Source organism: Mesorhizobium bavaricum (genome assembly GCF_056781655.1).
In genome coordinates, this window is the sequence record NZ_CM165566.1 from 724,903 (window position 1) to 746,528 (window position 21,626).

At 62.9% G+C, this 21,626-nt stretch carries 26 protein-coding genes; 9 read left to right on the forward strand and 17 right to left on the reverse strand.

Annotation, left to right across the window (positions count from 1 at the left end):
• Positions 1-5: 5 nt before the first annotated feature.
• The 5 genes from AC1RZR_RS03430 to AC1RZR_RS03450 form a co-directional block, all read right to left on the reverse strand.
• On the reverse strand, positions 6-302 hold the full coding sequence (locus AC1RZR_RS03430) for an HPr family phosphocarrier protein (RefSeq protein WP_379101088.1): 297 nt from the start codon (positions 300-302) through the stop codon (positions 6-8).
• Positions 299-700, reverse strand: coding sequence for a PTS sugar transporter subunit IIA (locus AC1RZR_RS03435; RefSeq protein WP_056589309.1), 402 nt, complete (start codon positions 698-700; stop codon positions 299-301). The genes AC1RZR_RS03430 and AC1RZR_RS03435 overlap by 4 nt, the downstream gene beginning before the upstream one ends.
• A gap of 164 nt (positions 701-864) precedes the next feature.
• Positions 865-1,335 (reverse strand): HPr kinase/phosphorylase, encoded by a 471-nt coding sequence (locus AC1RZR_RS03440; protein ID WP_477268101.1) that lies wholly within the window; start codon positions 1,333-1,335, stop codon positions 865-867.
• 53 nt (positions 1,336-1,388) lie between these two features.
• Positions 1,389-3,173, reverse strand: coding sequence for a stimulus-sensing domain-containing protein (locus AC1RZR_RS03445; protein ID WP_477268103.1), 1,785 nt, complete (start codon positions 3,171-3,173; stop codon positions 1,389-1,391).
• Positions 3,174-3,257: 84 nt separating this feature from the next.
• Complete coding sequence (locus AC1RZR_RS03450) at positions 3,258-3,959, reverse strand: response regulator transcription factor (protein WP_013528337.1); 702 nt, start codon at positions 3,957-3,959, stop codon at positions 3,258-3,260.
• Positions 3,960-4,302: 343 nt separating this feature from the next.
• Between AC1RZR_RS03450 and AC1RZR_RS03455 the strand changes: the two genes are divergently transcribed.
• The 3 genes from AC1RZR_RS03455 to AC1RZR_RS03465 all read left to right on the forward strand — a co-directional run bounded on the left by AC1RZR_RS03455 (position 4,303) and on the right by AC1RZR_RS03465 (position 7,183).
• Positions 4,303-5,913 carry a phosphoenolpyruvate carboxykinase gene (locus AC1RZR_RS03455; RefSeq protein ID WP_481829008.1) on the forward strand — a complete coding sequence of 537 codons (1,611 nt, stop codon included), beginning with the start codon at positions 4,303-4,305 and terminating at the stop codon, positions 5,911-5,913.
• 86 nt (positions 5,914-5,999) lie between these two features.
• Positions 6,000-6,437 carry an alternative ribosome rescue aminoacyl-tRNA hydrolase ArfB gene (arfB, locus tag AC1RZR_RS03460; RefSeq protein ID WP_481827646.1) on the forward strand — a complete coding sequence of 146 codons (438 nt, stop codon included), beginning with the start codon at positions 6,000-6,002 and terminating at the stop codon, positions 6,435-6,437.
• Positions 6,438-6,529: 92 nt separating this feature from the next.
• Positions 6,530-7,183: an alpha-ketoglutarate-dependent dioxygenase AlkB family protein gene (locus AC1RZR_RS03465; RefSeq protein ID WP_481829009.1), complete on the forward strand. Its 654-nt coding sequence runs from the start codon at positions 6,530-6,532 to the stop codon at positions 7,181-7,183.
• Positions 7,184-7,190: 7 nt separating this feature from the next.
• Here the strand turns inward: AC1RZR_RS03465 and coaA are convergent, their stop codons facing one another.
• From coaA to hisB, 9 genes are all read right to left on the reverse strand, one after another.
• Complete coding sequence (coaA, locus tag AC1RZR_RS03470; RefSeq protein ID WP_379101078.1) at positions 7,191-8,150, reverse strand: type I pantothenate kinase; 960 nt, start codon at positions 8,148-8,150, stop codon at positions 7,191-7,193.
• A gap of 23 nt (positions 8,151-8,173) precedes the next feature.
• Positions 8,174-8,497 carry a phosphoribosyl-ATP diphosphatase gene (locus AC1RZR_RS03475; protein WP_481827647.1) on the reverse strand — a complete coding sequence of 108 codons (324 nt, stop codon included), beginning with the start codon at positions 8,495-8,497 and terminating at the stop codon, positions 8,174-8,176.
• 70 nt (positions 8,498-8,567) lie between these two features.
• Positions 8,568-9,362: an imidazole glycerol phosphate synthase subunit HisF gene (gene hisF / locus AC1RZR_RS03480; protein ID WP_481827648.1), complete on the reverse strand. Its 795-nt coding sequence runs from the start codon at positions 9,360-9,362 to the stop codon at positions 8,568-8,570.
• Positions 9,359-10,195, reverse strand: coding sequence for an arginase family protein (locus AC1RZR_RS03485; RefSeq protein WP_481827649.1), 837 nt, complete (start codon positions 10,193-10,195; stop codon positions 9,359-9,361). Before AC1RZR_RS03485 ends, hisF begins: the two co-directional genes overlap by 4 nt.
• Complete coding sequence (hisA, locus tag AC1RZR_RS03490) at positions 10,192-10,935, reverse strand: 1-(5-phosphoribosyl)-5-[(5-phosphoribosylamino)methylideneamino]imidazole-4-carboxamide isomerase (protein WP_379101068.1); 744 nt, start codon at positions 10,933-10,935, stop codon at positions 10,192-10,194. Before hisA ends, AC1RZR_RS03485 begins: the two co-directional genes overlap by 4 nt.
• Before the next feature lie 4 nt (positions 10,936-10,939).
• Complete coding sequence (locus AC1RZR_RS03495) at positions 10,940-11,230, reverse strand: DUF1330 domain-containing protein (RefSeq protein ID WP_481827650.1); 291 nt, start codon at positions 11,228-11,230, stop codon at positions 10,940-10,942.
• 6 nt (positions 11,231-11,236) lie between these two features.
• Positions 11,237-11,887 carry an imidazole glycerol phosphate synthase subunit HisH gene (hisH, locus tag AC1RZR_RS03500; RefSeq protein ID WP_481827651.1) on the reverse strand — a complete coding sequence of 217 codons (651 nt, stop codon included), beginning with the start codon at positions 11,885-11,887 and terminating at the stop codon, positions 11,237-11,239.
• A gap of 1 nt (position 11,888) precedes the next feature.
• Positions 11,889-12,365 carry a DUF2628 domain-containing protein gene (locus AC1RZR_RS03505; RefSeq protein ID WP_477268123.1) on the reverse strand — a complete coding sequence of 159 codons (477 nt, stop codon included), beginning with the start codon at positions 12,363-12,365 and terminating at the stop codon, positions 11,889-11,891.
• Between the two features lie 3 nt (positions 12,366-12,368).
• Entirely contained in the window at positions 12,369-12,968 is a 600-nt protein-coding gene (hisB, locus tag AC1RZR_RS03510) for an imidazoleglycerol-phosphate dehydratase HisB (protein WP_481827652.1), read from the reverse strand.
• A gap of 215 nt (positions 12,969-13,183) precedes the next feature.
• On the opposite strand from hisB, the gene hslV reads away from it, so the two are divergent.
• From hslV to AC1RZR_RS03535, 5 genes are all read left to right on the forward strand, one after another.
• A complete protein-coding gene (hslV, locus tag AC1RZR_RS03515; protein WP_111545071.1) occupies positions 13,184-13,735 on the forward strand; it encodes an ATP-dependent protease subunit HslV in 552 nt (183 codons plus the stop codon).
• A complete protein-coding gene (locus AC1RZR_RS03520; protein ID WP_477268127.1) occupies positions 13,725-14,252 on the forward strand; it encodes a GNAT family N-acetyltransferase in 528 nt (175 codons plus the stop codon). The genes hslV and AC1RZR_RS03520 overlap by 11 nt, the downstream gene beginning before the upstream one ends.
• A 4-nt stretch (positions 14,253-14,256) precedes the next feature.
• Entirely contained in the window at positions 14,257-14,856 is a 600-nt protein-coding gene (locus tag AC1RZR_RS03525) for a DUF2585 domain-containing protein (protein WP_477268129.1), read from the forward strand.
• 4 nt (positions 14,857-14,860) lie between these two features.
• Positions 14,861-16,174: an ATP-dependent protease ATPase subunit HslU gene (gene hslU, locus AC1RZR_RS03530; RefSeq protein WP_481827653.1), complete on the forward strand. Its 1,314-nt coding sequence runs from the start codon at positions 14,861-14,863 to the stop codon at positions 16,172-16,174.
• A gap of 277 nt (positions 16,175-16,451) precedes the next feature.
• Positions 16,452-17,411 (forward strand): DUF1402 family protein, encoded by a 960-nt coding sequence (locus AC1RZR_RS03535; protein WP_477268133.1) that lies wholly within the window; start codon positions 16,452-16,454, stop codon positions 17,409-17,411.
• 70 nt (positions 17,412-17,481) lie between these two features.
• Here AC1RZR_RS03535 and AC1RZR_RS03540 read toward each other — a convergent pair whose 3' ends face one another.
• From AC1RZR_RS03540 to AC1RZR_RS03550, 3 genes are read right to left on the reverse strand one after another with little or no spacing between them, the layout of a single operon-like run.
• Complete coding sequence (locus AC1RZR_RS03540; RefSeq protein ID WP_481827654.1) at positions 17,482-18,720, reverse strand: NAD(P)/FAD-dependent oxidoreductase; 1,239 nt, start codon at positions 18,718-18,720, stop codon at positions 17,482-17,484.
• Positions 18,717-19,031 (reverse strand): MocE family 2Fe-2S type ferredoxin, encoded by a 315-nt coding sequence (locus AC1RZR_RS03545; RefSeq protein ID WP_095083246.1) that lies wholly within the window; start codon positions 19,029-19,031, stop codon positions 18,717-18,719. Before AC1RZR_RS03545 ends, AC1RZR_RS03540 begins: the two co-directional genes overlap by 4 nt.
• Before the next feature lie 37 nt (positions 19,032-19,068).
• Positions 19,069-20,160: a fatty acid desaturase family protein gene (locus AC1RZR_RS03550; RefSeq protein WP_481827655.1), complete on the reverse strand. Its 1,092-nt coding sequence runs from the start codon at positions 20,158-20,160 to the stop codon at positions 19,069-19,071.
• A gap of 165 nt (positions 20,161-20,325) precedes the next feature.
• Between AC1RZR_RS03550 and AC1RZR_RS03555 the strand changes: the two genes are divergently transcribed.
• Positions 20,326-21,357, forward strand: a complete 1,032-nt coding sequence (locus AC1RZR_RS03555) for a LacI family DNA-binding transcriptional regulator (protein ID WP_481827656.1) — start codon at positions 20,326-20,328, stop codon at positions 21,355-21,357.
• The last annotated feature ends 269 nt before the right edge of the window (positions 21,358-21,626 follow it).

The following is a 21,626-nucleotide window of genomic DNA, read 5'->3' on the forward strand; positions in this document are numbered from 1 at the left end:
GAGGATCAGCTTTCCTCGCCGAAACGGGATGCCACCAGCTGCTCCAGCGCGTCGATGACCTGCAGTGCCTCCGGCCCGCTGGCGGTGACACGGATCGAGTAGCCGGGGCTTGCCGCCAGCATCATCAGGCCCATGATCGAGGTGCCGCCGACCTTGACGCCGTCCTTCTCGACATGCACCGAGGCGTCGAAGCCGCTGGCCAGCTGGACGAATTTCGCCGAGGCGCGCGCATGCAGGCCGCGCTGGTTGATGATGGGGAAGTCCCGGACGATCTGATCTTGTTCCGGGGACAGCGCGTTCATTTGCTGCTCAAAAGCTGACTGGCGACGTTGATGTACTTGCGGCCGGCCGCCTGCGCCTCGTCAAGCGCGGCCGCCATGTTGTCGCCCTTGCGGATCGAGGAGAGCTTGATCAGCATCGGCAGGTTCATGCCGGCGATCACCTCGGTGCGGCCGGACTCCATCACCGAAATCGCAAGATTGGAGGGCGTGCCACCGAACATGTCGGTCAGCACGATGACGCCCGTTCCGGTGTCGACACGGGCAACGGCGTCGACGATGTCACGGCGACGCTGCTCCATATCGTCATCGGCGCCGATCGCCACGGTTTCGAAATTGTCTTGTGGCCCGACGACATGTTCCACGGCATGTCGGAACTCGGCGGCCAGTTGACCGTGCGTTACAAGCACGAGTCCGATCATTCTTTGGTGGCTCCCGTCATCGCCGCTTCACAGGCGCATTTTATGCTCGCCAGCCATTCCAGGCGGCGGGAGCGCTATCTTGTCGACGCGCGGCCCGTTGACAAGCCCAAAATTGCGCCGGCCCATGCCATTTTGACGCATTGCAGCAAAAAATCCCGAGCGGATCATAGAAAAGGCGCGATCGACAGCCGCGCCATCACGGCGGGCAAGGCTGTGGCGGCGTTGCGCTCGGCAAGGTCGATACGCGGCACCGGGCAGCCTGCGACCGGGTCGCTGATTTCCTCCTGGAAACGGGCCATGTCTGCCTTTGGCACCAGCCTCACATGCAAGTCGATCACTCCGCCCGGCTCGAACGGCAGCGGGCGCGGCATGAATCCAGGTATTTCGGCGAGACCGGCGATGGTCGCCGGCACGCGACAGACCAGCCGCCCGGTGCGGGCCGCGGCAAGCAGCCTGTCGTCACCGATCAGCCGCGAGAACAGCCCGCGCGCGCGGCAATGGTCCAAGAGTGTCAGTGCCAGCGTCGTCTTGCCGGCGCCGGACGACCCGGTGATAAGGACGCCACGCTCGCCGATCAGGATCGCGGTTCCGTGAATGTTTTCAGGCTGCGCAACTGGATCAGGCTTGCCGATCATGCCCTTTGGATGAAGTATGGTCCTGTCCGAAAACCGGCTTCCACTTTTCGGGATCATGCTTCGGCCGGCAGTGTCACGACGAAGCGCGCACCCTTGATTTCGCCGGGCTTGGTGCCGGGGATGTTTTCGGCGGTCAAGGTGCCGCCATGGGCCTCGACGATCTGCCTGGATATCGACAGGCCAAGGCCCGAATTCTGGCCGAACGCCTCGCCGGCCGGCCGATCGGTGTAGAAGCGTTCGAAGATGCGGTCGATGTTGTCGGCGCGGATGCCGGGACCGTTGTCGTCGACGGTGACGATGTTGAACTTACCGGCGCGCGCCAGCGACAGGCTGATATGGCCATGGTCTTCAGGAACGAAGGAACGGGCGTTCTCGATCAGGTTGGTGATGACCTGGCCGATGCGCAGATCATGGCCGACGACCACATAGCCTTTGACGCCCTGCGGCAGCTTGGCGACCTTGAATTCGATCTCGACGGCCTTCTTGTTGCGCGTGGCTTCACGCGAAACGGCGACGAGATCGGTGATGAATTTCTTCAGGTCGACGGTGCCGGCATCTTCACGCGCCAGCTCGGCATCAAGACGGGAGGCGTCGGAAATATCAGTGATGAGCCGGTCCAGCCGCCTGACATCGTGCTGGATGATGTCCATCAGCCGGCCGCGCGAATTGTCGTTCTTGGCCAGCGGCAAGGTTTCCACCGCGCTGCGCAGCGACGTCAGCGGGTTCTTCAATTCGTGCGAGACGTCAGCGGCAAAGCTTTCGATCGCCTCGATGCGGGCGTAGAGCGCGTTGGTCATGTCGCGTATGGCGATCGACAGATTGCCGATCTCATCCTGGCGGTCGGAAAAGTCGGGGATTTCCTCGCGGCTCTTGACGCCGCGCCGCACCCGCACCGCCGCCGCCGACAGCCGGCGCAGCGGATTGGCGATGGTGGACGCGAGCAGCATCGACAGGATGGCGGTGACGAGGGCCGCGATGCCGAAGACGCGCAGGATCGCCTTGCGCTCGGCGGCGACGATCTTGTCGATGTCGCCACCTTCCGTCGACAGCATCAGCACGCCGAGAACGGCACGGAAGCGCTGGATCGGCACCGCCACCGAAACGATCTGCTCGCCCTGTTCCGAGACGCGCACGATGGTCGACGGGCTGCCGGTGAGCGCCTTGACGACTTCCGGGAAAGCGGCGCCATTGCCGCCCGGCTGTTCGTGATAGACCGGCAGCTCGGTGTTGCGGAAGAAATCGAAGACGAACTTCTGGATGCGCTCGACCAGATCGGGCTCTTCCTCTTCGACCGGCGGCAGGTCGTAGCGCAGGATCTGGCCGCGCGAATAGAGATGGCGCGAATCGAGCAGCAGATTGGCGTCGCGGTCATAGATGCGGGCGCGGGTCCGGGTCGGCGAGATCAGCCTTCTCAGCACCGGCGCGACACGCTCCGGGTTGATCGGGAAGTCGAGATTATCGAGCTGGTCCGAGCCCGGCCCGAGACTTTCGCCAGCCTGCAGCTCGAGCAGCTTTTCCGGGTCGATGCTGATCGAATCCGTCTCGACCGTCGCCGACGCGGCGATGGCGCCGGCGATGATCTCGCCCTGGGTCATCAGGCTTTCGACACGGGCGTCGATCAGCCCGTCGCGGAAGGTGTTGAGATAGAGGATGCCGGTGACCAGGACGGCCAACCCGGCGAGGTTGAGGAAGAGGATGCGCCGCGTCAGGCTGGAAAAGATATGATGGCCGAGGAAGCGGCGCATCGGCACCGTGATTTTCGACACGAATGACGGCATGATGCGCGACGGCCGCCTGGCAGCGCCCGCCGGTCTGCTTCGCTGTGCTTCCACTGCCATCGAATAGCAGCTCCCGCCTAGTCTTTGCCTTGATGCATGTCGTTGTCCCAAAACCGGGACCACTTTTGGGCGACATGCATCAGCTTACGCTTCGCGGAACCGATATCCGACTCCGTAAAGAGTTTCGATCATCTCGAAGTCGTCGTCGACGGCCTTGAACTTCTTGCGCAGCCGCTTGATGTGGCTGTCGATGGTGCGGTCGTCGACATAGACCTGTTCATCATAGGCCGAATCCATCAGCGCATCACGGCTTTTTACGACACCGGGACGCTGCGCCAGCGAATGCAGGATCAGGAACTCGGTGACAGTCAGCGTCACCGGCTCGCCCTTCCAGGTGCAGGTGTGGCGCTCCTGGTCCATGACAAGCTGGCCGCGTTCGAGCGAACGGGCCTGCTGGCTGGGCGTCTTGGCCGCGGCCTCGCGGGCACTGGCCCGGCGCAGTACCGCGCGCACGCGCTCGACCAGCAAACGCTGCGAGAACGGTTTGCGGATGAAATCGTCGGCGCCCATCTTGAGGCCGAACAATTCGTCGATCTCGTCATCCTTGGAGGTCAGGAAGATGACCGGAAGGTCGGACTTCTGGCGCATGCGCCGCAGCAGCTCCATACCATCCATGCGCGGCATCTTGATGTCGAGGATGGCAAGATTCGGCGGGCGTGCCGCCAGCCCTTCCAGCGCAGACGCACCATCCGTGTAGGTCTCGACGCGATAACCCTCGGATTCGAGGGCGATCGAGACCGACGTCAGAATGTTGCGGTCGTCATCGACAAGCGCGATTGTTGCCATTTCAAGCGGCTCCCTCATGAGCTGTCCCTTCTTTCGTAGAGAAGGGGCTTTTGCAGGACAAATTAGGTACAAAATGTGGCATAGGCCTTGTCCGCTGTCACGCGCGGCGTGCCGGCGGCCACAATCCTACCTCGATATGGATTGGACGAACGAACACCGCCAATCCTTTGGGCAACCGCGAAACTTTTTGCACATATAAACGATTTAAACAACTTTCAAAATATTTAAATCGATTAATGATTTGATATCATTTGCCTTTTCTGGTTCTGACAATCTCAGCCTGCGTTGTAGGCATGCCGGAAACCTGCCGGCAAAGATGCGGAAAATCGAAGAGGGACACCTGATGTCGGAAGTCGGCAAACGCAATTCTGCCTGCGCGATCGATCATATCGGCCTGAAAACCACCGGCGTGGTGCGCTATAATTTCGGTGCGGCTTCCCTTTATGAGGAATCGATCCGGCGCGGCGAAGCCCGGCTCACCGCGCATGGCGCGCTGGTCGCCGAGACCGGCCAACACACCGGCCGCTCGCCCAAGGACAAATTCGTCGTCCGCGACGGCGCCACCGAGCCGCATGTCTGGTGGGACAACAACAAGGCAATCTCGCCTGGCCAGTTCGATACGCTGCTAGCCGATTTCCGCGCCCATGCCGCGGACAAGGATCTTTACGTGCAGGATCTGGTTGGCGGCGCCGATGAGGAGCTGAAGCTGCCCACCAGGGTGATCACCGAGTTTGCCTGGCACTCGCTGTTCATCCGCAATCTGCTCATCCGTCCGGACGTCGCGGAACTCGAGCAGTTCGTGCCCGAGATGACGATCATCGACCTGCCGTCGTTCCGCGCCGATCCCGTCCGTCACGGCAGCCGCACCGAAACTGTGATCGCCGTCGACCTGACGCGCAAGATCGTGCTGATCGGCGGCACCTCCTATGCCGGCGAGATGAAGAAGTCGGTGTTCACCATGCTCAACTATCTGTTGCCGGCGAAGGGCGTCATGCCGATGCATTGCTCGGCCAATGAAGGGCCGACCGGGGACGCAGCCGTCTTCTTCGGGCTGTCGGGAACCGGCAAGACGACACTTTCGGCCGATCCGTCGCGCACGCTGATCGGCGACGACGAGCATGGCTGGGGGCCGCACGGCATCTTCAATTTCGAAGGCGGCTGCTACGCCAAGACGATCAAGCTGTCGGCGGAAGCCGAACCGGAAATCTTCGCCACCACGCAACGCTTCGGCACCGTGCTGGAGAATGTCGTGCTGGACGCGAACCGCGTGCCGGATTTCAACGACGCAAGGCTCACCGAAAACACGCGCTGCGCCTACCCGCTCGACTTCATCCCCAATGCCAGCAAGACGGGACGCGCCAGTCATCCGAACAACATCATCATGCTGACCGCCGATGCCTTCGGCGTGATGCCGCCGATCGCGCGACTGACCCCGGCGCAGGCGATGTATCATTTCCTGTCCGGCTACACCGCCAAGGTAGCCGGAACCGAAAAGGGCGTGACCGAACCCGAAGCGACGTTTTCGACCTGTTTCGGCGCGCCATTCATGCCGCGCCATCCATCGGAATACGGCAATTTGCTGCGTGAGCTGATCGCCCGCCATGATGCCGATTGCTGGCTGGTCAACACCGGCTGGACCGGCGGCGCCTACGGCACCGGCAAGCGGATGCCGATCAAGGCGACGCGGGCATTGCTTGCCGCTGCACTCGACGGCTCGCTGAACGCAACCGCGTTCCGCACCGACGCCAATTTCGGCTTCGAGGTGCCGGTGGCTGTTCCGGGCGTCGACAGCGCCATTCTCGACCCGCGGTCGACCTGGGCCGACAAGGCCGGTTATGACCGGCAGGCAGCAAGGCTGGTCGGCATGTTCGCCGTCAACTTCGAGAAATTCGAAAGCCATGTCGACGCCGTGGTGCTGGGTGCGGCGCCGCGCATGCAGGAAGCGGCGGAGTAATCACGCCGTTGCGCTCAGCCTGTCTTTGAAAGACCCGGTCTCGATCGGGCCTTTTCTTTTTCAGTCCGCCGCGCCATGACTGCGGCATGGCGAGCGACGACAACATCATCATTGCCGACGATGCGGTGATCCACCCGGGCGACCTGCACGAGGACTTCATCCGCTCGTCCGGTCCCGGCGGCCAGAACGTCAACAAGGTGGCGACGGCGGTGCAGCTGCGCTTCGACGCGGCCAACGCAGCGGGCCTGTCCGAGCGCGTGCGCGAGCGGACGATCAAGCTTGCCGGCCAGCGTGCCACCAAGGACGGCGTCATCGTCATCGAGGCTGGCCGCTTCCGCACCCAGGAACAGAACCGGGCGGACGCCCGGGCAAGGCTCACGGCACTGGTCGCCAAGGCCGCCGAACCGCCACCGCCGCCGCGCAAGAAGACGCGGCCGTCGAAAGGCGCGGTGGAGCGGCGGCTGAAAAGCAAGGCCGGACGCGGCACGATCAAGAAACTCCGCGGCCGCGTCGGCGACGACTGAGCCGCCCGCCCCAACGTTTTCGGGTCGTTATCAGCGCTCCTGTATGGCAGTCTTCGCGATCAAAGCATCAATCCGGATTGTCGACCGACCTCATGCTCGTCCTGCCCAAAGGCGTCCGCCACATGCCGGCCTACCTGTCACGCACCGTACAGGAAGCGCTGGTCGAGGATGTCAGAAGCATCGTGCAGCAAGCGCCGCTGTTCGTACCGGCCATGCCGCGCACCGGCAAGGAGATGAGCGTGCGCATGACCAATTGCGGGCCGCTCGGCTGGGTCACGGACAAGGAAGGCGGCTACCGCTACCAGCCGACACACCCGGTGACCGGATCGCCATGGCCGCCGATTCCGGACGGGCTGCTCGACCTGTGGCGGCAGGTGTCGGGCTACCCGCACCCGCCCGAGGCCTGCCTGGTCAATTTCTATACGCCGGAAGCAAAAATGGGCCTGCATCAGGATCGCGACGAGGCCGATTTTTCGGCGCCCGTGGTTTCCATTTCGCTGGGCGACGACTGTCTGTTCAGGGTCGGCCAGACGACGCGTGAGGGCGGCACGAAGTCGTTCAGGCTGAAAAGCGGCGACGTCGTGGTGCTCGGCGGCGAAGGGCGCCTCAGCTTTCACGGCGTCGACCGCATCTACCCCTCGACCTCGGCGCTGCTGAAGAACGGAGGGCGCATCAATCTGACGCTGCGGCGGGTGACGAAACCAATCCCCGCCGCGACGAACGAAGTCTCGGAAGAAGGCCGATAGACCTCCCTCACAGCTTCCTGAGCGCCACTTCCTCAATCAGGTGGTCGGCGCCCTTGCGCAGGATGAGGTCGGCGCGAGCCCGCGTCGGCAGGATGTTCTCGCGCAAATTCTTCAGATTGATGTTGGTCCACAGGCCTTCGGCGATGGCGCGGGCCGAATCCTCCGAGAGCTGCGAATAGCGGTGGAAGAAGGAATCCGGATTGCGGAAGGCGGTCTCGCGCAGCCGCATGAAGCGCGCGGTGTACCACTGGTGGATCAACTTCTCGTCGGCATCGATATAGATGGCGAAGTCGAAGAAGTCCGACAGGAACGGCACGATCTTGCCGTCCTGCGGCAGCTTGCCCGGCTGCAGGACATTGATGCCTTCGAAGATCAGGATGTCCGGCCGGTCGATGGTGACGAACTCGCCGGGAATGACGTCATAGGTCAGGTGCGAATAGACCGGCGCGCGGACATTGCGCTGCGCCGACTTGATGCCCGACAGGAAGCGCAGCAGTGCGCCGACATCATAGCTGTCGGGAAAGCCCTTGCGCTCCATCAGGTTTTCGCGGCGCAGGACCTCGTTGGGAAGCAGGAAGCCGTCGGTGGTGATGAGATCGACCTTGGGGCTCGACGGCCAGCGCGCCAGCAACTCTTTCAGCACGCGAGCGGTGGTCGACTTGCCGACCGCGACCGAGCCGGCAATGCCGATGATGAACGGCGTCTTGACCACGTCCACCGCGTTGAAGAAGGCCTGGCGTTGCCTGAACAGCAGCTGGCTTGCTTCGACATGCGCGGACAAAAGCCGCGACAGCGACAGATAGATGCGCTTGACCTCTTCGAGGTCGACCGGGTCGTTGAGCGAACGCAGGCGGCGGAATTCATCCTCGCTCAGCGTCAGCGGCGTATCGGCGCGGAACTGCGACCATTGCTCGGCGGAGAAGAAACGAAAGGGGGAATATTTCTCGGTTGGCGCGAGCTGATCCATCGAGATATCTGCCCTCCTCGCGGTCAGCCCTTGGGCCGTGACGCCTTCTCGGCAATGCCCGAACGCCCGGTGCGGCTTTCGAGTTCCTTGAACACATCGCTCAGCGGGACCCCTGAAAGGCCGAGAACGACGAGCCAATGATACATAAGATCGGCACTTTCCGAAACGAGGGCCTGTTTGTCGCCCTTGACGGCGGCAATCACCGTCTCGACCGCCTCTTCGCCGAGCTTCTGCGCCGCCTTGTCGATGCCGCGCGCGAACAGCTTCGCCGTCCACGAGTCCGGATCATCGGAATGGGCGCGTTCCCGGACGATTTTTTCCAGATCGGAGAGTGAAAACTCGGTCATGCCGTCATCTATCTGCTTGTTTAAGCATGATCTTTCCCGAAAACCGGTTCCCACTTTTCGAGATCATGCTTTAGGTCCGATTATTTGTTGAGTCCAGCCGCATCGGCAGACCGGCCTGGGCCATATGCGCCTTGGCCTGCCCTATCGTGTAGGTGCCGAAATGGAAGATGGAAGCCGCCAGCACCGCGCCGGCATGGCCGTCTCGGATGCCTTCGACCATGTGATCGAGCGTGCCCACCCCGCCGGAAGCGATGACCGGCGCACGCACCGCGTCCGATATCGCGCGGGTCAGCGCAATGTCGTAACCGGCCTTGGTGCCGTCACGGTCCATCGAGGTCAGCAGGATCTCGCCGGCACCGCGATCGACCATCAGCCGAGCGAATTCGACCGCGTCGATGCCGGTCTTCTCGCGCCCGCCATGGGTGAAGATCTCCCAGCGATCGGCTTCGCCGGCGCCGGACACTTTCTTGGCGTCGATGGCGACGACGATGCACTGGTTGCCGAATTTGTCGGCCGCCTCGGCGACGAAATCAGGGTTCTTCACCGCCGCAGTGTTGATAGACACCTTGTCGGCACCGGCCAGCAGCAGCTTCCTGATGTCGGCGACCTGGCGCACGCCGCCGCCGACGGTCAGCGGCATGAAACATTGTTCGGCGGTGCGGGCGACGACGTCGAAGATGGTCTCGCGATTGTCCGATGAAGCCGTAATGTCGAGGAAGCAGAGCTCGTCGGCGCCGGCTGCGTCATAGGCCTTGGCCGCCTCGACCGGATCGCCGGCGTCGATGAGATCGACGAAATTGACGCCCTTGACGACACGGCCGTTCTTGACGTCGAGGCAGGGGATGACACGGGCTTTCAGCATCACCTTCCCTCTATCGTTGCGATGAGATCGTTGAGCAACAGGCCGACCAGCGGCGGAACATCGGCCTGCGCATCGAAAGCCGGATCGTAGGCGGAAACAGTTATGCCGACCACCGGCACCGCAAGCGCCATGGCACAAGCCGCATCGCGCAACTGTTCCGGGCTCGGCCCGCCGGAACTGATGTAGCGGTTCGCCTGCAGGTCCTCCGGATCATGCACGTCCAGATCGAGATGCATGTGCGCGCGTTTGGCGCCGGCGGCCTTCAGTCTCTCGGTCGCCTGGGCCATCCCGGGACACTCCGTTCGAACGATCGGCAATGTCTTGAGAAGCTGTTTTTCCGCCGGATCGAGATCGCGTGCGTTGAGGAGCACGCAACGTGACGGATCGATCGGGTGGAAGCCGGGAATGGCCGCCGCCATCGGACGCCAGCAAAGGCCGAGCACAGTCGCCAGCGCCATGCCGTCGAGAAAGCCATATATCGATGTCTCGGGCGTGTTGAGGTCGCCATGCTGGTCGGCCCAGATGATCGCATCGGCACCCTCGCCGGCGACGGCGCCGGCGCTGGTCAGACAATTTCCGGCGAGAACGATGGGAAAGCGACCGCTGTCACGGGCAAGGCGAACCTCCGTCGCGACCGCGTTGCAGACGGCAAAGCCGGTGGCGATCTCGCGCTCCTGGGCATCTCCGACCCTGCCGATATCCTCGACCGCGACGTCGTGACCGGCCATGGTCAAGGCATCGACGAGACCGCCCGATATCAGCGCGTCCGGGCCTTGGCCCATGCCGCCATGGTAGTGGCCACTGTCATAGGAGGCCAGGATGATGGAGATCTTCACGGCCGCGTCTCCGGCCTGCCTTGCAGGATCGCCAGAGCCTCGGCCGGATCGATGCGGCCGTCATAGAGCGCCCGGCCGGAGATCGCGCCTTCGAGCTTTTGCGCATCGGGCATGGTCATGCGCACGATGTCGGCGATCGAAGCGAGCCCGCCGGACGCGATGACGGGGATGGACACGGCCTCGGCGAGGTCGATTGTGGCGTCCCAGTTGATGCCTGTCAGCACGCCGTCGCGGTCGATGTCGGTGTAGATGATGGCGGCGACGCCGGCGCCCTCGAATTTCTTAGCCAGTTCGATGACACCGAGGCTCGACGCCTCGGCCCAGCCCTCGACGGCGACCTTGCCGCCCTTGGCATCGATACCGACGGCCACTTTGCCCGGGAACGCCTTGCAGGCCTGCTTGACCAGATCGGGGTCACGCACCGCAACCGTGCCGAGGATGACGCGGGCCAACCCGCGATCGAGCCAGTCTTCGATCTGCTCCAGCGTACGGATACCGCCGCCAAGCTGAACCGGGTTCTTCGTCGCCTTGAGGATGGCGCCAACCGCCGCGCTGTTGACGCTCTGGCCCTTGAAGGCGCCATTGAGGTCGACGACATGGAGCCATTCGAAACCCTGTTGCTCGAAGGCTTTTGCCTGGGCGGCCGGGTCGTCATTGTAAATGGTCGCGGTCGCCATGTCGCCGTGCTTCAGGCGCACGCATTGGCCGTCCTTGAGATCGATGGCTGGAAACAGGATCATCGGTTCAGGCGCCTTCAACGATGACGAAATGACCGGCAGAGGCGGCAAGCCGAAACTTCGAGGCATGCTGATACTCGGGCGAATGATAGCATTCGACCGCCTTGTCGTAGGATTCGAACTCGACCAGCACGTGGCGGTTTCCGGTTGGTCCTTCCGGATTCTCGTAGCGGCCGGCCCGGACGGGGAATTTCGCGCCATATTTCGCAAAGGCGACGGCATTCGCCTCGATGTATTGCTTGTACATATCGGCATCGCGGACATCGATCATCGCCATCCAGTAGCCCTTCTTGCTCATGACGCCTCAAGGCCTCCAGCGCAGGAAATTGGTGATCAACGCCAGGCCCAGCGCCTGGCTCTTTTCGGGATGGAACTGCGTGCCGACGAGATTGTCGTGGGCGACAGTGGCCGTCACCGGGCCGCCATAGTCGGCGACCGCCAGAACCTCGTCGGGCTTGCGCGCATCGAGATGGTAGGAGTGGACGAAATAGGCATGCAAACCGTCCGGCCCGGTCGGGATGCCGGAAAACAGTGGATGCTCACGCTTGAGTTCGATCGTGTTCCAGCCGATCTGCGGGATCTTGAGCGCCGGATCTGCCGGCGTGATCTCCTTGACGTCGCCGGCGATCCAGCCAAAGCCGTCGGTAACGGTCTTTTCCAGGCCGCGCTCGGACATAAGTTGCATGCCGACACAGATGCCCAGGAAAGGCCGACCCTTGACGTTGGCGACTTCTTCCACCGCTTCCCACATGCCGTCGACGGCATGCAAGCCGGCCGCGCAGTCGGCATAGGCGCCGACACCCGGCAGGACGATGCGGTCGGCGCTGCGGACCCGTTCCGCGTCGGCGGTCAGGTCGATTTCAGCGGATATGCCGGCTTCGCGCGCGGCGCGCTCGAAGGCCTTGGTGGCCGAGCGTAGATTGCCCGAACCGTAATCGATGATCGCAACCCGCATGTCAGGGTCTTCCCGGAATGTGGGTCAGCCCCAGCGCCATGCCCGGCTGCGAGGGCCGTGCGAGGGCCGCATCCGGGACGATCCGCGGCGCCGGTGCGGCATGATCGGGAAGCGCCTCGGCTTCCAACGCATAGCGTATGTCGGCCTCGTCGAGGCTGCCGGCCTCGACCACGCCCCATTCATGCCAACCGCGCCGGCGGAGCGCCGCGATTCGCAACCCCTGCCCCTCCAACCCAACATAAAGTGAGACGAGCAGCGACAACAGCGAGCCGGCCAGCCCAAGGCCGAGCTTTTCGCCAAGCATCGAAAGCAGGCCCATAATGACGAAGGCGAGCCCCGCCTCGATCCACAGCCGATGCCAGGCGAACCATAGTGGCGGCACCAGAAAACCCAGCCAGGCGAAGCCATCGCGGACAAAGCGCGTTGCGTCGACCTTCTCGCCGCGGCCGGGTGGCTCCATCACGACATAGATGGCCATAACTTACCCCTTCAACGATCCCTTGGTGGAGGGAACCGCGTCCGGCTGGCGCGGGTCGCGTTCGAGCGCCGCGCGCAGCGCACGCGCCACCGCCTTGAAACAGGTCTCGGCGATATGGTGGTTGTTGGCGCCATAGTGATTGGTGACATGCAGCGTGATGCCGGCGTTCTGTGCCAGCGCCTGGAAGAATTCACGCACCAGTTCGGTGTCGAATGTGCCGATCTTCGGCGACGAGAAGGAAACGTTCCAGACCAGGAACGGCCGGCCGGATACGTCGATCGCCGCGCGCGTCAGCGTCTCGTCCATGGCGAGGTCGATCGAAGCATAGCGCATGATGCCGCGCCGTTCGCCGAGTGCATTGGCCAGCGCCTGGCCGAGCGCGATGCCGGTGTCCTCGACGGTGTGGTGGTCGTCGATGTGCAGATCGCCCTTGGCCCTGACCGTCATGTCGATCAAAGAATGGCGCGACAGCTGATCCAGCATATGGTCGAAGAACCCGACGCCCGTCGAAATGTCTGACTTGCCCGAGCCGTCGACATGGACCGATACGGCGATATCGGTTTCCTTGGTCTTGCGGCTTGCTTCGGCGGAACGGGGCGACATGACCTTGTCCTTGTCCCAGGGTTTCACGCGTTCCAAGCCTTCACCGGCTTGAAAACGAGAGCCTTCTAGCAGCATGATCCAGCGATTGCCAGTTGCCATCCCGATCGGTATCGAGCCGTTTGCAATCACCGGGCCTGTGCATACATATGGCCGATCACGTCACTCGTACCGCGCCAATCGCCTTTTGAAGGGATCGCGCGAATCGGAGCCAGGAAATGTCTAATGAACTGACCATGCACGCCACGACCATCGTGACGGTGCGCAAGGGCAACAAGGTGGTCATTGCCGGCGACGGCCAGGTCAGCCTTGGCCAGACCATCATGAAGGGCAACGCCAGGAAAGTGCGCCGCATCGGCAAGGGCGGCAATGTGATTGCCGGTTTCGCCGGCGCCACCGCCGACGCGTTCACGCTGCTGGAGCGGCTCGAAGCCAAGCTCGAGCAATATCCCGACCAGTTGACGCGCGCCTGCGTAGAACTCGCCAAGGACTGGCGCACCGACCGCTATCTGCGCCGGCTGGAAGCGATGATGCTGGTTGCCGACAAGTCGATCTCGCTGGCGCTGACAGGCACCGGCGACGTGCTCGAACCCGAACATGGCGTGATGGCCATCGGTTCCGGCGGCAATTACGCACTGGCCGCGGCACGCGCGCTGATGGACACCGACAAGGATGCCGAGGAGATCGCCCGCAAGGCGATGCAGATCGCGTCCGACATCTGCGTCTACACCAACAACAACTTCGTCATCGAAACGCTCGATGCCGGTTGATCCGGCGGTGCTGTATGATTTCCGGCCGGTGACCGAGAAAGACCTGCCGATGATCGCCGGCTGGCTCGCCGAACCGCATGTCGCGGAGTGGTGGGACGACCCCGAGACGGAAATCGCCGAGATTCGCGGCCACATCGACAGCATTTCCGTCGAGCCCTTGATCGTCGAGCTCGACGGCAAGCCGATCGCCTATCTGCAGAGCTACGACCCGCATCTGGAAGATGGCCACCCCTATGCCGACCAGCCGTTCGGCACGCTGGGCATCGACCTGTCGATCGGCCGGCCGGAGCTGGTCGGTATCGGCCACGGTTCGGCGATCGTGCGCCAGTTCGTCGAACAACTGTTCGAGGAGGGTGTTCCGCGCGTCATCATCGATCCCGACCCTGCGAACGGACGCGCCATCCGCGCCTATGAAAAAGCTGGATTCAGACCTATCGACCGCAGGCAATCGGAATATGGCGACGTCGTGCTGATGGCCGTCGATGCCGAAGCGGGCGACGCGGAAGAGGGGGAATGATCTGATGACGACACCGGTCAAGGACAGCAGCTATTCGGCCTATGAAGACAGCTGGAGGATGGGGCTGCTGCTTGTCCTGGCCCTGCTCATCTTCCAGGCGGGAGCCCTTTACGGCATGGGCCGGACGCCGATCTGCACCTGCGGTTATGTGAAGCTCTGGCACGGCGTGGTGAACAGTTCCGAGAACTCCCAGCACATCTCCGATTGGTACACGTTCTCACACATCATCCACGGTTTCCTGTTCTACGCGCTGGCAAGGTTCCTGTTCCCGCGTTCGCCAATCGGACTGAGGCTGGCATTCGCCGTTCTCATCGAAGGCGGCTGGGAGCTGCTGGAAAACAGCCCGTTCATCATCGAACGCTACCGCGCCGGCACCATCTCGCTCGATTACTACGGCGACAGCATCATCAATTCGGTGTCCGACACATTGGCCATGGTGCTGGGATTTGTGATGGCGCGAAGGCTACCTATATGGGTGATCGTCAGCCTCGCCATCATCTTCGAACTGGGTACCGGCTATCTCATCCGGGACAATCTGACACTCAACGTGATCATGCTGCTGCATCCGTTCGAGGCCATCAAGCAGTGGCAAAGTGGAATTTAGTGATATGAGCACATTCTCTCCCCGCGAAATCGTTTCGGAACTCGACCGCTTCATCATCGGCCAGAAGGACGCCAAGCGCGCCGTGGCCATCGCCTTGCGCAACCGCTGGCGCCGGCAGCAACTGCAAGGCCAGATGCGCGAAGAGGTGATGCCGAAGAACATCCTGATGATCGGGCCGACGGGCGTCGGCAAGACCGAGATCTCGCGCCGCCTGGCGCGCCTTGCCGGCGCGCCTTTCGTCAAGGTCGAGGCGACCAAGTTCACCGAAGTCGGCTATGTCGGCCGCGATGTCGAACAGATCATCCGCGACCTGGTCGAGATCGCCATCGGCCTGGTGCGCGACAAACTGCGCGAGGATGTCAAGGCGCGCGCCCACATCAACGCCGAGGAACGCGTGCTGGAAGCGCTGGTCGGCAAGACGGCGAGCCCGGCGACGCGCGACAGTTTCCGCAAGAAACTGCGCGACGGCGAACTCGACGACAAGGAGATCGAGATCGAAGTGGCCGACACCGGCACCGGCGGCATGCCCGGCTTCGAGATTCCCGGCATGCCGGGCGCCAATATCGGCGTGCTGAACATCAACGACATGCTGTCGAAGGCGATGGGCGGCAAGAAGACCAAGTCGCGCAAGACGACGGTGAAGGAATCTTACGCTCTGCTGGTCAACGACGAGTCCGACAAGCTGCTCGACCAGGACGAGGTGGTGCGCCAGGCGCTCGATGCGACGGAAAATGACGGCATCGTCTTCCTCGACGAGATCGACAAGATCGCGTCGCGTGAAGGCGGCATGGGCGCCGGCGTTTCCCGCGAAGGCGTGCAGCGCGACCTCTTGCCGCTGATCGAAGGCACCACGGTGGCGACCAAGTATGGGCCGGTGAAGACCGACCATATATTGTTCATTGCATCGGGCGCCTTCCATGTCTCGAAACCGTCAGACCTGTTGCCGGAATTGCAGGGCCGCCTGCCGATCCGTGTCGAACTGCGGGCGCTGGAGAAGGGCGATTTCGTCCGTATCCTGACCGAGACCGAAGCCAGCCTGATCAAGCAGTATATCGCGCTGATGAAGACCGAAGGCGTCGACCTGACCTTCACCGACGACGCTATCGATTCGCTGGCCGGCATCGCCGTCGACCTCAACGACAGCGTCGAGAACATCGGCGCCCGGCGGCTGCAGACAGTGATGGAGCGGGTGCTGGACGAGATCTCTTACGACGCGCCGGATCGCAACGGTACGGCGGTCACCATCGACGCCGCTTATGTGGAAAAGCATGTCGGTGATCTCTCGCGAAACACAGATTTGTCGCGATTCATCCTTTAAACGACGGCGCCGGGTCATTCCGGCGCCGGTTTAGAGTGTTGCGCGTCCTCTCGGACACGCAACGGACGCTCTAAGACTTTTAGAGTGACGCATCGTGCTTTCCAAAAATCGATTCCGATTTTTGGGCCGATGCGTTGCAACACAGTCCGGCAAACAAAATCATGTGTGGCCAGATGGCACCATCCGGCCACCTTTCGTCTTGCCGGCGGATTGGGCGCTCTCGACTCGACCAAGAGCACTACCTAGTTTGCGCGGCAACATCTGCAGGCGGCGGCGCATGAAAAAACTGATCCTGGTCATTCTCGGCTTGACGCTGGCGGCGACGCTGTTCGCCGCCGATGCGGCGGCATTGGTGCCGCCGGGAAACCGCAACGCCGAGCAGCCCGACATTCCCGGCGCCTCGAGCCGGCGCACACAAGCCACCAACACCACCTTCCAGGCGAAGTATCGCAAGGTCTACGCCCTGCTGCAGAACGACGCCGACCTGCGCGGCAAGATCAAGAAGGCGGCCGCCGCCTACGGCATCGATCCCCTGCACATCGTCGGCGCCATCGTCGGCGAGCACACCTACAATGTCGACGCCTATGACCGGCTGCAGACCTACTACGTCAAGGCGATCTCCTATCTCTCCAGCAAGCTGTCCTTCGCCTATGACGGCGAGGACATCACCGATTTCGTGCAGCGGCCGGAGTTCAAGAAATGCGCTGGGGTGTCGGACAGCTATGATCTGTGGGAGTGCCGCGAGCAGGTGTGGAACCATTCGTTTCGCGGCAAAAGCGTCGGTGGCGAGAGTTTCCCCGACGACCGGTTCGGCGCCACCTTCTTCCAGCCCTATTATGCCGGCCAGACCTTCGGCCTCGGCCAGCTCAACCCGCTGACGGCCTTGCAGATGAGCGATCTCGTGCACGAGGTTTCGGGCCTGCCGAAGCTCGACGTCGCCGATCCCAATTCGGTCTACAAGACCATCATGGATCCGGACCTGACGCTGCCTTACGTCGCCGCGACGATCCGGAAATCGATCGACGCCTACAAGAACATTGCCGGCTTCGACATTTCGGACAATCCGGGGCTGACCGCCACGCTCTACAATGTCGGCAATCCGGAGCAACGCGCCGAGGCGCTGAAGGCGGAGAACGACAGGCGCAGCGCTGCCGGCGAGCCGGAGAAGCTGCCCGAGGAGAACTATTATGGTTGGCTGGTCAACGACAAGCTGACGGAGCTGAAGGCACTTTTCTAGGGCACGTTGAGAGCCGGGCAGCGCCGATATTGAATTCGTCACCGCCGACTTCGACAATCTGCATGACGGCTCAGGCCGCCAGCAGCGACTTCAGCTTGACGGCCTGCGATCCCAGCGCTTCCGGCGCCGGCTTCGCCCGCTTGCCGATCAGCATTTCGGCCAGTCGGATGTCGCGGGCGACCGCATTGCCGGGGCCGATGCCGCTGGCCGCCACCAGCCTGCCGTCTTCGTGCAGATGGAAGAGAATGAAAGCGCCGTCGCCGAGGTCGCGGCGCACGACACTGCGGCCCTCGTCGGAAAGCCCAGCGATCTGCAGGGACAGACCATATTGATCCGACCAGAACCACGGCACCGCCGCATGCGCCTCGCAGGCGCCGAGCATGTTTTTCGCCGCCAGCGCGCCCTGGTCCTGGGCGTTGCGCCAGGCCTCCAGCCGCACGCGGCGGCCATCATAGACTGCGAGCGGAAACGAGCAGCAATCGCCGGCGGCGAAGATGTCGGGATCGCTGCTGCGCAGCTCGGCATCGACAGCGATGCCGTTGTCGATCGTCAGCCCGGCTTCGGCCGCCAGTCCGGTCACCGGCACGGCGCCGATGCCGATGACGGCGAGATCGGCTGATATCTCCTGTCCGCCGGCAAGCGCGATGCGCACCTCCTTGCCGTCATCGGCGATGGACGCAATGCCGTCGCCGCACAGGATATTCACGCCCTCGGCAATGTGCGCAGCATGGATGATTTGGGCGATCTCGGCCGGTACGCCACGCATCAAAATGCGCGGCAGCGCCTCGATGACCGTGACCGCAGCACCAAGTTTGCGGGCCGCGGCGGCAAGTTCGAGGCCGATGAAACCGCCGCCGACAATGGCAATGCGGTTGCCGGTGCGCAGATGGGCGCGAATGGCCAGCGCATCCGCGAAAGTGCGGAGATAGACGCAGCGCGAACCCAATCCCGGCATCGGCAGCTTGCGCGGGGTCGAGCCGGTGGCCAGCAGAAGCTTGTCGTAGGGCAAGACCGAACCGTCCGACAGACGCACTGTATGCGCCGCGCGATCGATCGCAACGGCCTGAACGGAATGGATATGCCGGATCGAGCTCCCGGCCAGCATCTCGTCGCTGGCGATCGCCTTGATTTCGGGCGCATCGCTGGTCATCGCCTCCTTGGACAGAGGCGGCCGTTCATAGGGCAGATGCGGTTCGTCGCCGACCAGCGTCACCGGCCCCTCATAGCCGAGATCGCGCAACGCCAATGCCGCCCGGCCACCGCATTCGCCGGCCCCGATGATGACCATCCCTCGCGTCATATCCGTCATCCGATCTGTATCAGGACTTTGCCGGCGTCGACCTTGACCGGATAGGTCCTGAGGTTGACGCAGACCGGCGCGCCGCGGGCGTCCCCCGTCTTGTAGTTGAAGCGGCCATTGTGCTTGGGGCATTCGATGATGTCGTCCATCACCAACCCGTCTGCAAGATGCACCTTTTCGTGGGTGCAGAGACCATCGGTGGCGAAATAGTCATCATCGGGGCTGCGATAGATGGCGAAGGTGCGGCCGCCATGGTCGAAGCGCATCACATCCTCTTCATCGATATCGCCTGCGGCACACGCCTCGACCCAGTCGCTCATTCAGTCCTCCCCTGGAAATCGGATAGCCAGCGCGCGGTCATTCCGCGGCAGCGGCGACGGCATCGGTGTGGGATTCGTCGCGGTATGGCCTGGCGGTCGGCGGCAGCTCACGCTTGAGGAAATAGTCCTCGTTGCGCAACTGGCGCAGGAAGGCCGGGATCATTTCGCGATAGCCGGCCAGGATCGACGGGGTCGGTGCCGGCAGGTCGTGCTTGATCAGCGCATGCAGCCTCGGCAGCGCATGATAGGGCACCATCGGAAACATGTGATGCTCCACGTGGTAGTTCATGTTCCAATAGATGAAACGGCTGATCGGGTTCATGTAGACGGTGCGGCTGTTGAGGCGATGATCGGTGACGTTGTCGGCCAGGCCGCCATGTTGCAGCAGCCCGACCATGACGTGATGCCAAGCGCCATAGAGCCTGGGCAGGCCGACCAGCATCAAGGGCAGGTACGAGCCGGTATAGACCGCCAGCGCGATGGTTGCGGCATAGATCGCTGTCCAGATGCGGGCAAAGCGGATCGCCTTCGGCTGCTCCTGCTCGGGGATGAAGGTCTTTTCCGCCGCACTGATGTTGCCGGCGGCGTTGCGCAGCATGTCGCTCATCGCATGCCAGGCGTCGAGCACGCCGACAAAGGCAAGGACGACGCGCGGCAGATCCGGCGGCCGCATGACGGAGATTTCCGGGTCGCGGCCAACAATGATGGTGTCGGTGTGATGGCGCGTGTGGCTCCAGCGCCAGGTCACCGGATTGCGCATGATCATGAAGCAGGCGATCTGATAGATCGCATCATTCATCCATTGCGTCCGGAAGGCGGTGCCGTGGCCGCATTCATGCCAGCGTGAATCGGTGGATGAGCCGTAGAGGACGCCATAGACGAGGAAGAACGGCACGCACCACCATGTGCCCCAGAACCAGGCGCCGCCCGCGCCACTGACGATCAGGGCGGCGAGCCAGATGATGGTGTCGCGGATCGCCGGTGCGTCGGAGCGCTGCATCAGCTCCTTCATCTGCTTGCGCGGGATGTCGGTATGATACCACTCGGCCGCCGACAGGCCGGTCTCGACGGCGAGCTTGGCGTCGCGGCCGATCAGGCTGTAGTCACGCCGGGACGGCGTTGTGGACATGATTGCCTCCCTTGGCAAAGGCATTCGCCAGGCGAATGCCCGATATCCCTTGGCTTCGAACCTGAAAATAACGCCGACACCTGATAGACTCAACATCACAAAGATAGTTTCTATCATTTCCTATCATGATGATGTAAGAAGGCCGAACAATCCAGTGAGGCGAGCATGGCGAAACGGCCGACCATCACCGACCTGGCGCGCATCTCCGGGGTCAGTGTTGCCACGGTGGACCGCGTCCTCAACAGCCGCCTGCCGGTGCGCGAAGATACCGCGCGCCGCGTCTACGAGGCAGCGACCGAGATCGGCTATCACGCCGCCGGGCTGATCAAGCAGCGGATGCGCCACGAATTGCCCGAGTACCGGCTCGGTTTCCTCCTGCTCAAGGGCAACTATGTCTTCTACAGCGAATTCGCCCGCGAGCTTGAGCTCGCCGTGTCGCGATCACCGCGCTTCCGCGGTGTCGCCATCATCGACTTCGCGGACTCGCTGGCCCCGGATGAGATCGTCGAGCGCGCGCGCAGGCTGGCAGCCAAATGCAGGGCCGTCGCCCTGGTCGGGCCGGATCACCCGACACTGACGGTCGCCGTCGAGGAGATGAAGGCGAAAGGGCTGCCGGTGTTTTCCCTGCTGTCCGACTTCGCGGCGGGCATTCGCGAAGGCTATGTCGGCCTCGACAACCGCAAGGTCGGCCGCACCGCGGCCTGGATGATTTCGAAGGCCGCCAGGCGGCCGGGCAAGGTCGCGCTGTTCGTTGGCAGCCACCGCTTTCACGGCCATGAACTGCGCGAGATCGGGTTTCGCTCCTTCTTTCGCGAGCAGGCGCCGGAATTCACCTTGCTGGAGACATTGGTCAACCTGGAAGCCAACCAGATCACGCAGGACACGCTGCTCGACCTCCTCGGCCACCACCCTGATCTCGTCGGCTGCTATGTCGCCGGGGGCGGCATGGAGGGTGCGGTCGCGGCACTCAGGCAAGCAAAGCCGGCCGAGATGCCCGCGGTCATCTGCAATGAGATCACGGCGGTATCGCGCTCCGCCCTGGCGGACGGTGTCCTGACGATGGTGATCTCGACGCCGCTGGCAGCACTTTGCCGCGAACTGGTCGACCTGATGGCACATGCCATCGAAACCGGTGCCGCGAACGCACCTGGCCAGACGTTCCTGCCGTTCGACATCTACCTGCCCGAGAACATCTAGGCTCTCGACCTTCGCGTTCGGCCGGAGCGCCTTCGATGCGCGGCTGACCGTCGGCGCCGGAGACCTGGCGGGAAGCGCCCGTCATCCGAAAATCGCTCATCCGGTTTTGGAATCTCCCTTGACGCCCCGAGGCAAAATGGAATAAATATTTCACCAACTGTGTATTTTGGTTCTTTCGTTCCGGAACATCTGTTTCAAACAGAGGGTTTGGCGTTCCAGCAAACGGGAAACGCCACCCGGAACAGAAATGACAATCGGGAGAGATTCCC